The organism is Bradyrhizobium sp. Rc3b, from assembly GCF_900114915.1.
Taxonomy (GTDB): domain Bacteria; phylum Pseudomonadota; class Alphaproteobacteria; order Rhizobiales; family Xanthobacteraceae; genus Bradyrhizobium.
This window is the reverse complement of the sequence record NZ_FOUS01000003.1, coordinates 395,144-408,704: the sequence shown is the minus strand read 5'-3', so window position 1 is coordinate 408,704 and position 13,561 is coordinate 395,144. Positions and strand designations below refer to the sequence as shown.

At 65.4% G+C, this 13,561-nt stretch carries 9 protein-coding genes; 4 read left to right on the top strand and 5 right to left on the bottom strand.

The annotated features are described in order from the left end of the window. Positions 1 to 7: 7 nt before the first annotated feature. Together BM190_RS08745 and BM190_RS08740 are read left to right on the top strand one after the other, a co-directional pair. Entirely contained in the window at positions 8 to 1,180 is a 1,173-nt protein-coding gene (locus BM190_RS08745; RefSeq protein WP_092253620.1) for an MFS transporter, read from the top strand. A gap of 221 nt (positions 1,181 to 1,401) precedes the next feature. Beyond that, positions 1,402 to 3,669 (top strand): cation:proton antiporter domain-containing protein, encoded by a 2,268-nt coding sequence (locus BM190_RS08740; RefSeq protein ID WP_092253618.1) that lies wholly within the window; start codon positions 1,402 to 1,404, stop codon positions 3,667 to 3,669. 110 nt (positions 3,670 to 3,779) lie between these two features. On the opposite strand, the gene BM190_RS08735 is transcribed toward BM190_RS08740, so the two are convergent. Both BM190_RS08735 and BM190_RS08730 read right to left on the bottom strand, forming a co-directional pair. Further along, on the bottom strand, positions 3,780 to 6,935 hold the full coding sequence (locus BM190_RS08735) for an efflux RND transporter permease subunit (protein WP_092253616.1): 3,156 nt from the start codon (positions 6,933 to 6,935) through the stop codon (positions 3,780 to 3,782). Positions 6,936 to 6,946: 11 nt separating this feature from the next. Next, a complete protein-coding gene (locus tag BM190_RS08730) occupies positions 6,947 to 8,140 on the bottom strand; it encodes an efflux RND transporter periplasmic adaptor subunit (RefSeq protein ID WP_092253614.1) in 1,194 nt (397 codons plus the stop codon). A 252-nt stretch (positions 8,141 to 8,392) separates the two neighbouring features. On the opposite strand from BM190_RS08730, the gene BM190_RS08725 reads away from it, so the two are divergent. After that, positions 8,393 to 9,184, top strand: coding sequence for an ABC transporter substrate-binding protein (locus BM190_RS08725; protein ID WP_092253612.1), 792 nt, complete (start codon positions 8,393 to 8,395; stop codon positions 9,182 to 9,184). Positions 9,185 to 9,197: 13 nt separating this feature from the next. Further along, positions 9,198 to 9,716 (top strand): GNAT family N-acetyltransferase, encoded by a 519-nt coding sequence (locus tag BM190_RS08720; RefSeq protein ID WP_018318562.1) that lies wholly within the window; start codon positions 9,198 to 9,200, stop codon positions 9,714 to 9,716. Between the two features lie 39 nt (positions 9,717 to 9,755). On the opposite strand, the gene BM190_RS08715 is transcribed toward BM190_RS08720, so the two are convergent. From BM190_RS08715 to BM190_RS08705, 3 genes are all read right to left on the bottom strand, one after another. Next, positions 9,756 to 10,754 carry an NAD-dependent epimerase/dehydratase family protein gene (locus BM190_RS08715; RefSeq protein ID WP_092253610.1) on the bottom strand — a complete coding sequence of 333 codons (999 nt, stop codon included), beginning with the start codon at positions 10,752 to 10,754 and terminating at the stop codon, positions 9,756 to 9,758. Positions 10,755 to 10,819: 65 nt separating this feature from the next. Beyond that, on the bottom strand, positions 10,820 to 11,887 hold the full coding sequence (locus BM190_RS08710) for a hypothetical protein (protein ID WP_092253608.1): 1,068 nt from the start codon (positions 11,885 to 11,887) through the stop codon (positions 10,820 to 10,822). A 94-nt stretch (positions 11,888 to 11,981) separates the two neighbouring features. Further along, on the bottom strand, positions 11,982 to 13,472 hold the full coding sequence (locus BM190_RS08705; RefSeq protein WP_092253606.1) for a flavin-containing monooxygenase: 1,491 nt from the start codon (positions 13,470 to 13,472) through the stop codon (positions 11,982 to 11,984). Positions 13,473 to 13,561: the final 89 nt, after the last annotated feature.

Below are 13,561 nucleotides of genomic sequence, written 5' to 3'. Positions count from 1 at the left end.
GATTCGTATGAACAGCGCCAGCCGGGTCATCGGTTTCGTCAACGCAGGCCATTTCATCGACCATTATTCGATGCTGATCTTCGCCGCCGCCGTCATCATCATGGGACCGGCGCTCGGCATGGCCTATTCGGAACTTCTGCCCTACGCGACACCTGGCTTTGTGGCTTTCGGCGCCGGCTCGCTGCTCACCGGCTGGCTCGGTGACCGCTGGAGCCGCCGCCACATGATGCTGATCTTCTTCGTCGGCATCGGCCTCTCCATGATCGCGGTCGGCTTCGTGCAGACCCCGGCGCAGCTCGGCGCGGCGCTGCTGGCGATCGGCATCTTTGCCTCGATCTACCATCCCGTCGGCACCGCCATGATCGTGTCCTATGCCGACCGGCTCGGCCGCGAGATGGGGATCAACGGCGTCTGGGGCAATCTCGGCGTGGCCTCATCGGCGCTGGTGACAGGCGTGATCGGCCAATATCTCGGCTGGCGTTTCGCCTTCATCGTTCCCGGCGTGGTCACGATCCTGATCGGCGTCGCCTTTGCGATGATGGTCGTGCACGAGGACCGCAAGGGCACCAAGCAGGCCGCGGCGCAGGCGCGGGTGGCCAAGCAGGACATGTGGCGCGTGGTGCTGTCGCTGCTGATCGTGGTGATCGCGATCTCCACGACCTTCAACGCGGTCACCGTGGCGCTGCCAAAGCTGTTCGCGGAGCGTCTCGCGGATTTGACGAAGAGCCCGGCGCTGCTCGGAATCATTGCGGCCTGCGTCTACGTGTTCGGCGCGATGACGCAGTACACGATCGGCCGGCTGCTCGACCGCTACTCGCTGAAGACGGTGGCATTGCCGCTGTCCTTCATGCTGGCGCCGTTCCTCTATCTCGCCGCCAGCCTGAACAATCTGCCGCTGATCCTGGTCTCGATCGGCATCGTCATGGGCGCATTCGGGCAGGTCACGGTGAACGATGCCATGGTCGGCAAGTACACCAGCGAGGAATGGCGCTCGCGCGCCTACGCCGTGCGCTATTTCATCGGCTTCACCGCGGCCGGCGCCTCGGTCGGCCTGGTCGCCTGGCTCTACGAGCAGGGCGGCTTCGTGACCATGCTGCACGCCTTCGCCGCGCTCTGCCTGCTGGCAATCGCAGCCGCCATCATCCTGCCGCGCGAGATCCGGACGCCACAGCCGGTGTGAGGCGCCTCGTGTCCCGGACAAGCCGCAACGCGTGAGCGTTGCAGCGCAGAGCCGGGACCCAGAGTTGCGAGTCCCCTTCGCCAAGGCTTCGGCGGACAAGTCGCTGCGCTCGCAACGACGGCGAATATCCCGCCCCGTGAACCGGGAACCCGCTCCACGTCCCGCGGGTTCTATCCTCGTGGCCCCAACCTCGGGGCAGGCAAAGGGGGAAAGACACCTGCATGCCATGGCGCCTGCTCCGTCCGGTCGGCCTCGTCCCCGCGGCGCTTGTCCTCACCACCATTGCGGCCGGTGCCGAGGGCGGCAAATCGGCCGGCCCGTCCGAATTCCTGCTGGTGGCGCAGATCGTGCTGTTGATCGCTGTGGGGCGCGGTCTTGGCGAGATCATGCAGCGGATCGGCCAGCCCTCGGTGATCGGCGAGTTGCTCGCGGGCATCATCCTCGGACCGTCGCTGTTCGGCTGGATCTGGCCCGAGGCGCAGCACGCGATCTTCCCCAAGACCCCCGAGCAGAAGGCGATGATCGACGGCATTGCCCAGTTCGGCATCCTGCTCCTGCTGCTGCTCACCGGCATGGAGACCGACCTCAAGCTGGTCCGGAAAGTCGGCAGGGCCGCGATCGCGATCTCGATCGCCGGCATCCTCGTGCCCTTCGCCTGCGGCTTCGCGCTCGGAGAGTTTCTGCCCGATGCGCTACTGCCCGATCCGCAACAGCGCCTGGTCGCTTCGCTGTTCATGGGCACGGCGCTGTCGATCTCCTCGGTCAAGATCGTCGCGGTGGTGGTGCGCGAGATGAATTTCATGCGCCGCAATGTCGGGCAGATCATCGTGGCGACCGCCGTCATCGACGACACCATCGGCTGGATCATCATCGCCGTGATCTTCAGCCTGGCCTCGCACGGTACGCTGGATATCGCCTCGGTGGCGAAAGCCGTGCTGGGCACGCTCGCCTTCCTGGCCGTCAGCTTCACCATCGGCCGCCGCCTGGTGTTCCAGCTGATCCGCTGGGCCAACGACAATCTCGTCAGCGCGGCGGCGGTGATCACGGTGATCCTGCTGTTGATGAGCGTGATGGCGCTGATCACGCATCTGATCGGCGTGCACACCGTGCTCGGGGCCTTCGTCGCCGGCATCCTGGTCGGGGAATCCCCGATCCTGACGCGGCAGATCGACGAGCGCCTGCGCGGGCTGATCTCCGCCTTCTTCATGCCGGTGTTCTTCGGCCTTGCCGGCCTCAGCGCTGATCTGTCGGTGCTGCGTGATCCCAATCTCTTGATGCTCACCGGCCTGCTGGTCGTGATCGCCAGCGTCGGCAAGTTCGGCGGCGCCTTCGTCGGCGGCACATTGGGGGGCCTGAACCATCGGGAATCGCTGGCGCTGGCGAGCGGCATGAATGCCCGCGGCTCGACCGAGGTGATCATCGCGACCATTGGCCTGTCCATCGGCGTGCTGAGCCAGAACCTGTTCACGATGATCGTGACCATGGCGATCGTGACCACGATGGCGATGCCGCCGATGCTGCGCGCGGCGCTGGCAAGGCTGCCGATGAACAAGGACGAGAAGGAGCGGCTGGAGCGGGAGGAATTCGAGAAGCGCGGTTTCCTCGCCAATCTCGAGCGCCCTCTGCTGGCGGTGGACGAAAGCGCCAACGCCATCTTTGCCGCGCACATCGCCGGCCTGATCGCCGGCATGCGCGGCCTGCCGATCACCGTCCTGCATATCGGCAAAAGCGCGAAGGAGCGGGAGAAGGGCCGCGACCAGGAGGAGAGCCACGAAGCGGTGGTGAAGAAAGCCGCCGAAGTCGTGTCCGCCCATGGCGACGGCGAGGCCGGCAACGTCGATGTCGTCACCCGCGCGCGGCAGGCGGAGCTCGGCGAGACCATCGCCGATGAAGCGCGCAAGGGTTTTGATCTTCTGGTGGTTGGCATCGACAAGGTCATCGCGACCAAGGACCGTTTCGACCGGAGGATCGACGACATCGCCGCGAAGTTCGAAGGGCCGCTCGCGATCGTCGCGGCCAAGGGCAAGCACCTGAAGCAGCCGGCGCCCGAGGCGCTCAACATCCTCGTTCCGGTCTCCGGCAGCGGCATCTCCAAGCGCGGCGCCGAGGTCGCGGTCGCGTTGGCGCAAGGAGGATCAGGCTCGCTGCGGGTGATCTATGTCGCGACCACGCGCGACAAGGGCGCGCAGCGCGGCGCCTCCCGTGGCCTCGGCCAGGAGGCGGGCATTCTCAAGGACGCCAGCGATCTCGCCGCCCGCTATGACGTTGACATCACCACCACGCTGCGGGTGAACCGGGCGCCCGAAGCCGCGATCCTGCGCGAGATCGACACCACCGACGTCGATCTCGTCGTCATGGGCGTCGACCGCATCCAGGCCGACCACCTGTCCTTCGGCGGCGTCGCCGACGCCGTGCTCCGGCAGTCGAAAGTCTCGGTGCTGCTGGTGTCGAGCGGCGAGGCAAGGCAGGCTCCGGCGGAGAAGGCGTGAACTACGGTGCATTCCCTCTCCGCCGTCATTGCGAGGAGCGAAGCGACGAAGCAATCCAGACTCTCTCTCCGGAAAGGCTCTGGATTGCTTCGCTGCGCTCGCAATGACGACTACTTCACCTCCGCCACAGTCTCCACCTTCACCGCCTTCTTGCTCGCCCGCCAGTTCTCGAAGCGCTGCACCACCACGAAGAAGGCCGGCACGAACAGCACGGCGAGGCAGGTCGAGGCCAGCATGCCGGAGAAGACGGTGATGCCGATCGACTTGCGCGCGCTGGCGCCGGCGCCGGTGGCGAGCACCAGCGGCACCACACCGAGGATGAAGGCGAAGGAGGTCATCAGGATCGGGCGGAAGCGCGCACGCGCCGCCTCGATCGCGGCCTCCACCACCGGCTTGCCGTCGCGGCCGTGCAGCTCGAGCCCGACCTCGACGATCAGGATCGCGTTCTTGGCCGACAGCGCGATCAGGAGGATCAGCCCGATCTGGCAATACAGGTTGTTGTCGATCTTGAGCCCGGAGAGGATCAGCATCGGCCCCAGCAGCGACAGCGGCACCGCGAGGATCACCGAGATCGGCGCGTACCAGCTCTCATACTGGCCGGCGAGCACGAGATAGACCAGCAGCATGGCAAGGCCGAACACCCAGTAGATCTGGTTGCTGACCGCCTTCTCCTGATAGGACATCGCCGTCCACTCGTAGCCGGTGCCCGGCGGCAGCGTCTTGTCGGCGATCTCCTCCATCAGCTTCAGCGACTGGCCGGAGGAGTATCCCTGCGCCGGCAGGCCGATCACGGTCGAGGACGGATAGAGATTGTAGAGGCTGATCAGCGACGGTCCCGTGGCCGGCGTGATCTTGGCGACGGTGCCGATCGGGATCATGTCGCCGTTCGAGTTGCGCACCTGCATGTTGGCGATGTCGCGCTCGGTGACGCGGAACGCGGGATCGGCCTGGGTGTAGACCTGGAACACACGGCCGAACTTGTTGAACTGGTTGACATAGGACGAGCCGAGATAGGTCGACAGCGCCGAGAACACCTGGTCGGTCGTGACGTGCAGCGTCTGGGTCTTGACCCGGTCGATCTCCACGTTGAACTGCGGCACCGAGGAGCGGAACGAGGACTGCACGCGCTGCAGCGCGCTCTGGCTCTGGCCATTGCTGACCATCGCGCCGGTGATCGCCTGCAGCTTGGCGAAATCGCTGTTGCCGTCGCGCAGCTCGACCTGCATCGAGAAGCCGGCGGCGTTGCCGATGCCCTGGATCGGCGGCGGCGGCAGCACCAGCGTGCGTGCCTCCATGATGGTGGCGAGCTTGTCGTTGAGCCCGTACACCAGCGAGCGCAGATCCTCGCCGGGGCCTTTGCGCGCATCCCAATCCTTCAGGATGATGTAGGCGACGCCGGCATTGGCAAGGCTGGCGCTGTTGTCGAGTGCGGAGATGCCGGCGATGGTGATGACCTGCGCCACGCCGGGCGTCTCCTTGATCAGCCCGCTCGCTCTGTCGAGCACGGCTTGCGTCCGCTCCAGCGCGGCGCCGTCGGGCAGCTGCACGGCGGCGATCAGATAGCCCTGGTCCTCGATCGGCAGGAAGCCGGTCGGCACCCGCGACAGGCCGTAGCCGCTGGCGCCGATCACCAGCAGCGCGAACGCGACCGAGATGGTGGCGTGCTTCACGAGGAAGGTGATCAGTCGTGTGTAGCCGCGCTCGACGCGGTTATAGACCGCGTTGAAACCTCTGTAGAAGAAATTGCGCTGCTCGGGCGGCACAGTCGGCCGCAGCCACAGCGCGCATTGCGTCGGCTTCAGTGTCGCCGCGTTGATGGCGGAGAGCAGCGCAGTCGCCGCGATCACCAGCGCGAATTGCGAATAGATGCGCCCGGTGAGCCCGGCGAGGAACGAGGCCGGCAAAAACACCGAGATCAGCACCAGGGTGATGCCGACGATCGGCGCGAACAGCTGGTCCATCGCCTTGATCGCGGCGTCGTGGCCGTTCATGCCCTGCTCGATGTTGTGGGCTGCGCCTTCCACCACGACGATGGCGTCGTCGACCACGATGCCGATCGCGAGCACGATCGCGAACAGCGTCGACATGTTGATGGTGAAGCCGAGCGCCGCCATCGCGGCGAAGGCGCCGATGATGGTGACAGGCACGGTCGTCGCCGGCACCAGCATCGCGCGCCAGTCCTGCAGGAACACGAGGATCACGACCAGCACCAAGAGGCCGGCCTCGATCAGTGTCATGTAGACCTCGTGCACCGAGGCCTCGACGAATTTGGTGGTGTCGAACGGCGTGTCGTATCTGATGCCTTCCGGGAACCGCTTGGCGAGGTCCGCCATCTTCCTCTCGACGGCCTGCTCGACCTGGAGCGCGTTGGCGCCGGGCGACTGGAATACGCCGATGCCGACGGCCGGTTGCTTGTTGAGCGAAAAGATCTGGCTGTAGGTCTGCGCCCCCAGCTCGACCCAGCCGACGTCGCGCACCCGCGTGACGTCGCCGCTGCTGCCTGACTTGACGATGATGTCCTCGAACTGGCTGGTGTCGTCGAGCCGTCCGTTGACGTTGAGCGTGTACTGGAATGCCTGTCCCGGCGGTGTCGGCGGCGCGCCGACCTGGCCGGCGGAGACCTGCTGGCTCTGCTGCTGGATTGCGTTGATGACGTCCTGCGGTACGAGGCCACGGACCTGCAGCTTGTTCGGATCGAGCCAGACCCGCATCGAATACTGGCCGGCGCCGAACACGGTGACGTTACCGACGCCGGGCAGGCGGGAGAGCTCGTCGCGGATGTTGATGGTGGCGTAGTTGCTCAGGTAAAGGCTGTCGTATCTCGAATCCGGCGAGGTCAGCGTCACGAACAGCAGGATCGAGGTCGACCGCTTCTGCACGGTGACACCCTGGTTTTGCACGGCCTGCGGCAACTGCGACAATGCGCTGGAGACGCGGTTCTGCACCAGCACCTGCGCGAAGTTGAGGTCGGTGCCGATCTTGAAGGTCACGGTCAGCGTATAGGTACCGTCGGAGCCGCTGTAGGACTGCATGTAGAGCATGTCCTCGACGCCGTTGACCTGCTGCTCGATCGGCAAGGCAACGGTGTCGATCACGGTCTTGGCGCTGGCGCCGGGATAGCGCGTGGTGACCTGCACGGTCGGCGGCACCACGTCGGGGTATTGCGCGATGGCGAGATTGAACAGCGCGACGCCGCCGATCAGGATCATCAACAGCGCGATGACGTTCGACAGGACCGGCCGCTCGATGAAGAACTTTGAGATCATGGCTGGCGCTCCTACTTGGCAGACGCCTGCGGCTGCTCGATCTTCGTTGTTTGCGGATCGATCTTCTGGCCCGGGATCACCCGCAGCAGCCCCGCGATGACGACGCGGTCCTCCGGCTTCAAGCCGCTTTCGATGACGCGCAGGCCGTTGTCGACGGGGCCGATCTGCACCTTGCGCTGCTCGACGACGTTGTCGCCGTTGACCACCAGCAGATAGCGGCCGCCCTGGTCGCTGCCGAGCGCGGTGTCGGGGACGAGCAGGGCGCTCTTCTCCTGGTCGAACGGCACGCGCACCCGGACGAAATAACCGGGCAGCAGCACCCGCTTGTCGTTGGGCACGACGCCGCGCACCGCGAGCGTGCCGGTTGATGTATTGAGGGTCGGCGAGACGTAGTCGAGCTTGCCCTCATGCGGATAGCCGGTCTCGGTCTGCAGTCCCACCTGAATCGGGAATTGCTTCATGTCGGCGGGGGTCAGTCCGCGGCGGGCCGCTTCGGCGCGGATGCGCAGCACGTCCTGCTCGTTGACCGTGAAGTTCACCCAGATCGGGTCCATGGCGACAATGGTCGCGAGCTGGGTTGGCGAGGAGACGCCGACGAGCTCGCCGACCGAGACCAGGTGGGCGCTGACGATGCCGTCGAACGGCGCTGTCACCCTGGTGTAGCCGTAATTGACCTCGGCCAGCCTCGTATTGACCTGGGCCTGCTGGAGGTTGGCCTGCGCGTTGTCGCGGGTCGATGTCGAGGTGTCCAAGGTGGATTGCGAGACCGCCTGGCGCTGCACGAGCTCGACCTGCCGCTTGAAATCGGCTTCGGCCTGCTTGACCGTGGCCTGCGCGCCGACCTCGGCCGCCTTCGCCTGCTCGACCTTGAGCTTGTAGGTCTCGGGCTCGATCGTGAAGAGCTGGGTGCCCTGCTTGACGAAGGCGCCGTCCTGATAGTCGATTGATTGCAGGAAGCCCTGCACCCGCGCCACGAGATCGACGCTCTTGATCGGCGCGGTGTTGCCGGTGGCTTCGATGTAGCGCGTGACCGGACGCTGCACGGGCGTTGCCACGTCCACCTTGGGCGGCGGCGGTGCCACGAACGTGTTCTTGTCCTCGCAACCGGCCAGCGCGACCACGGCCGCAGCGGCGGCCAGTGTCCGCCCGGCCTGTCTCCACGCTCCATTGCGCCGTGCAGGAGATGCGGGATTCGATGAGGTCATTCGCTAGCCCCCGAGTATCGTCTGTCGGTGCGGCAGGCTACCAACAAATGACCGTCCGTGGAACACCATAGCCATGGCAGTCGCCGGCCTTGCGCTGCACAGGGCGGTGTGGCCTTTGACAGATTTGCCATGACAAACCGCTTTTCACCGAGCGCACGATCGACCAGAATTGTGTCAAAGACCGTGTGACGCTACGCGAGTCAGCCGGGAAGAAGCCAAGAAGAAAAGAAGAAAAGGTGAGGAGAACATGACATGCCCACGTCCCTCCACTCGGGCCTTGCCGGCCTCGTTCTCGCAGCGATGGTCGCCATGCCGGCGCTAGCAGACGGTCTGAAGGACGAGATCGCACCGACCGGCAAGCTGCGGGTCGCGATCGCCATCAGCCCCGCAGGCGGCGCATTCTGGTCGACCAAGACCGAAGCCGGCTATGCCGGCGTTCCCGTCGATCTCGGCAAGGCGATGGCCGCCCAGCTCGGCGTCCCCGTCGAATATGTCGTCCACCAGAACTCCGGACAGATCACCGACGCTGCGTCGAAAGGTACGTGGGATGTCACCTGGCTCCCTAGGGATCCCGAGCGCGAGACCAAGATGATGTTCGGCCCGATCTACGAGGTCGCGGACGCGACCTATATCGTCAAGCCCGGCTCCGCCGTCACCAATTTCGCGACGCTCGACCAACCCGGATTCAAGGTCGCGGCCGTCAACGCCACCACCACCATGCGCGGCGCGATCGCGCATCTGAAGCATGCGACCGTCACGGGCTATCAGACCTATGACGAGATCTTCGGCCTGCTCAGGAGCGGCGAGATCGACGCCTTCGCACTGTCGCGCGACCAGCTCAACAAGATGGCGCAGAAGATTCCGGGGACGAAGGTGCTGGACGAGACCTTCAAGAAGACGGTGACCGCCGTCGCCGTGCCGCTCGGCCATCAGCAGGCGTTGGCCTTCGTCACCAAGTTCATGACCGAGGCCACGACCAACGGCACGCTGCGCAAGGCCTATGACGACAACGGCCTGAAGGATTCGCAGATCCGGACGGAGTGACGGCTGCGGCTCCATGACAAGAGAGATTCAGATTCGCGCCTTCTCACCGCCCGATGCAGTTCCTGTGCGGGAGCTGTTCATCCGGGTAAATCGTCTGTTGGCGCCAGCGCGCTTGGAGGAGGCGTTTGAAAGATACATTAGCCGCTCGCTCGCAGAGGAGATAGATCGGCTCTCCGATTATTATTCGAGCCGGAACGGCGGTTTTTGGGTCGCTGTCGATGGCGACGAAATCGTTGGTATGTTTGGACTAGAGGCCCTTGGCGAGCATGCGATGGAGTTACGGCGCATGTACGTCGCTCCCGCGGCGCGGCGCCGCGGCATTGCGCGAAAGATGCTGGCGTTTGCCGAGCAGGAGTGCCGCCATCGCGATCGTCTGCAGTTGCAGCTGAGTACGTCCGAGCTTCAGGAGGATGCGCTGGCGCTGTATCGTAACGCGGGATATGAGAACGTGCGCGAAGAGATCGCCGATGCCTCCAGCAACAAGACGCTGGGCGGCGGCATTCGCCGCTACCATTTCACCAAGCGACTTTGAGGCGGATTTCGTCGCCTTCCTCAAGACGCTGACAGACAGCTACAGGCCGGAGACTTGGGTCACTCTTTCCGCGTGCCACGCGGCGAGCACGTCCTTCTCTTCATCGCCAGTGAGCCCGACGACCGGGCCGCCGGTGATGTGAAGCCAATGCAGCGTATCGCGCGCGGTGTCTCCCGGCGGTCGCGAGATCAATCCGGCCGCGCGCGCGGGCGAGGTGTCGCGAGTCAGGAAACCGGCGAAGTCGGGCAGCGGCAGCCACAGCGGTAATGACCGCGGACCCGCCCAGCGCCGCACGTCGTGTGCCTCGAGAAACGCCCGATCGACCCAGGTGAATGTGCAGGATGCGTTCAGCGCCGATGCGCATTCGGCCATGAACTCGCCGCGTGAGCGCACAGGTCCAATCCCTTCATAGATGCCGGTGAGGCGAACTTCCGCCGCATGCACGATCCATTGCGCGAGGTCGCGGACATCGACGAACTGGACGGCATCGTCAGGCGATCCCGGCGCCAGCACCTCGCCGCCGCGCGCGAGCCGCGCCGGCCAATAGGTGAAGCGCCCGGTCGGGTCCTCCGGCCCTGCGATCAGGCCGGCACGGCAGATGAAGGCATCGCCGCCGACCGCCTGTTCGCAGGCGACCTTGGCCGCGCCGTAAATGGCATCGGTGCTGTGCTCCAGATCCTCGGCCGCAGGCTCGCGCAATGGCGCCGTGTCGGCGCGCTGTCCCAGTATCCGGTTGTCCGCATACACGCTGATCGTGGAGACGAAGGTCCAGTGCACGCCCGGCCGCTTCAGCGCCGCGACCGCGCGGCGGACCTGGCCGGGATGACGCGAGACGTCGACGACAGCGTCGAACGTCTCGCCGGGCAGTGGCGCAAGACCATCAGCGACGTCGCGATCGATCCGCACAAAGCGTGCGCCCGGGGCGATCGGCCCCGCGAGCCCGCGGGCTGCGCAGGTCACGTCGTGGCCTGTGGCGCAGGCGTGAGCGGCGATCGCGCGCCCGAGAAACTGGCTGCCGCCGAGAATGAGCATGCGCATGACATTGTCCGTGCCGTCGATGAGATCGCGAGGCTACAATTTCCGGTAGCATTTGCAACCGATCGTTAGCGCGGCTTGATCTCCGCGTATTTCGCCATCGCCTTCTCGAACTTGCGGTTGAACAGCCACATCGCGGCGAGGATCTCGCGGAAGCTTGCCGAGCTGCGCGCCCGGTCGGCCTGTCCGAAAGCAAAGATGCTGTTGTTGCGCAGATGCTTCATGATCGTCGGGCTAGACACCCTGTAGTTCAAGAGATCGCCCGACTTGAGCGCCGATCTCGTCGGGGTGGGCACGATCTGAATCAATTCGAACAGCTTCATCTGGTCGATCGGGTCGGGCAGCGTCTTCACGATTCCAGGGATCTCGCGGAACACATCCGCATGCGCATTCATCAGCCCGTCGCGCACATTGGTCCAGTGGTTGAAGCGGTGATCGGTGCCGCGGGCCCGCGCCTCCTCCTTGTCGTCGCGCGCGCTCAAGCCCGGATCGATCGCCGCAATCTCGCCCTTGATGGCCTCCCATTTCCTGCGGCCGTTGCGATCCTCTGAGGGGCCGGTCTGGAAGCTGCCCATATAGGTGTTCGAGCGTCCGTTGCGGACGTTCTGCTTGCCGTTGGTCTCGGCAAAGAACAGCCCGAGGCTGATGCGCCCCGCAGCGTCGGCGTGGGCGGGCGCAAGCCCCTTGGCGCGTGCGATCACTGTCGCGAGATCGACGACGTCCTTGAACGGCGTCGGCGAGTTCTGGGCATTCGCCGGCGGCGCCTCCATGACGTCGAACAGTTTTGAATATTCGTCGATCAGCGGCTCGATGTCGGCATCGAAATAGGCCGGAGGAATCTCGAACTTGTTGGGCCTGCCGATCCGTGACGGCATGGCGTCGGTGAGATCCTTGTAAGAACTGATCACGGCGACGCGGGCGAGATAGAGCGCCTGTCCAGGGAGATTCGGCAGCGGCTGCTTCGCATCGATCTGGCGCCGACGCTCGGCGAGGATCGACTTGAAATCGCCGAGCGCCCGCTCATAGGTGGCGACCGCCTCGGATTGGCGAGGCGTGAGCGCGCGCTGTTGTCCGACGGCGGGCGCCGCGACGATGAAGGCAACAGCCGCAAGGGCGGCGAGACGTCTGGATCCCATGGCCGTTTCCCATCGATTCGATGCCAGGGAGATCGTAAGCATTGGAGGCTAGGGCTGGCGAGATGCAAATCCCGCTCAGCCGCAATTCTTCTGCTCAGGTCGCGCGATAGTCGGGCGCCGTCGCCAGGAATTTCGCATAGGCATCCGCATCCGGCGGCTGGAAGCGCCCCTTGAGCCCGCCGGTCTTCTGGTTCTTGGTGCCGATGTCGGCCATCAGCTCGTCGAAATGGCGGTAGTGATAGGGCGCGACGCAGAGACCGCCATAGACGCCCGCGGCCGGCCGCTCGACACGCTTGAAGTGCAGCATCATCTCGATGTTGTCGTGCATCTGCCGCGCCGTCGGCTGGTTGGCGAGCTGGCCGTCGGCATAGCGTACCAGCCAGTTGGCGGCGAGGTCGGCGCAGAGCACGGTGCAGAACGACGAGTTGAAGCCGACGAAGCCGAGCTCGGGCAGGTCAGGGTTGGCGATCAGGCGGTAGAGCCGGTACTGCCCGTCGGAATCGACCAGCTTCTGCTCGTAGGCCGCGGGCAGGAACGGCACGCCGAGCTTGTAGCCGATCGCGAGCACCGCGACGTCGACGCTCATGCGCTCGCCGCCGCTCATCACGATGCTGTCGCCGTCATAATGGCCGAAGGTGCCGAACACCGCCTTGATGCGGCCGTCGGCGACCATCGGGTAGAAACCCGGCGTTGCGATCGGCACCGAGCAGTTGACGCCATCCTCGATCCGCTCCTTCGGCACCATCTTGCAGCGGCCGAGCTTGAGCTGCGCCTTGAGCAGGCTCTCCAGCCCGCGCCAGTTCGCCCACACCAGCGGCGCGGCGATGCGGTGCGCGAGCCGCGTCATCGCGCCGATGCCCCAGCCCGGAAACATCTCCTCCTGCGCGCGGATGTAGAGGATGCGCTTGAAGTTCACGAGGCCGCCGATGAAATAGGGAATGCGCCAGACCGGCTCGCGCATCACGATGGTGACCTCGCGCGCGCCCGATTTCACCGCGTTGACGGCGATGTCGGTCGCGGACTTCGAGCCGCCGAGTACGACCACGCGGCGTCCTTTCGCCAGCGTGGGATCGCCGTATTTCGACGAATGCAGGATCTGCCCGCCCTGTGCGAGAAAGGCGTCCTCGCCGGGGCAATGCAGCTCGCGCGGCTCGTTGAACTGCCCGGTGCAGACCGCGACGAAATCGAAATCCTCGCTCGTGCTCGTGCCGTCCTTGGTCCTCAGCGCGAGCGTCCAGCCGGGCTTGCCGTCGGTGCGGCGTGCCATGCCGGCGACCTCGGTGCCGAGGCGCAGCATGCGGTCGAGACCGAAACTCTTGGCATAGTCGGTGAGATAGGCGTGAACCTGGGGCCCGGTCGGCCATTCCGGATAGGCCTCCGGCATGGCGCGGTCGGTGTAGCGGTAGAGCTCCTTCGGGCTCTGGGTCTGCACATCAGGGTAGGAGCGCGCCGGCTCCCAGACGCCGCCGAGATCGGCGCTGCGCTCGACGATGGTGACGCGGTGGCTGCGGCTGGAGAACGCCTTGGCGGCAGCAAGGCCGGAGACGCCGGCGCCGATCACGCAGACATGCTTGGGGCTGACCATGGGATTGGCTCGCAATCGATGTGTTTTCCGCGGGCAAGCGGCCACGTTCGGCCGCAAGGCGCGGCCGGCGGAGCTGCAAGCAGATGAAA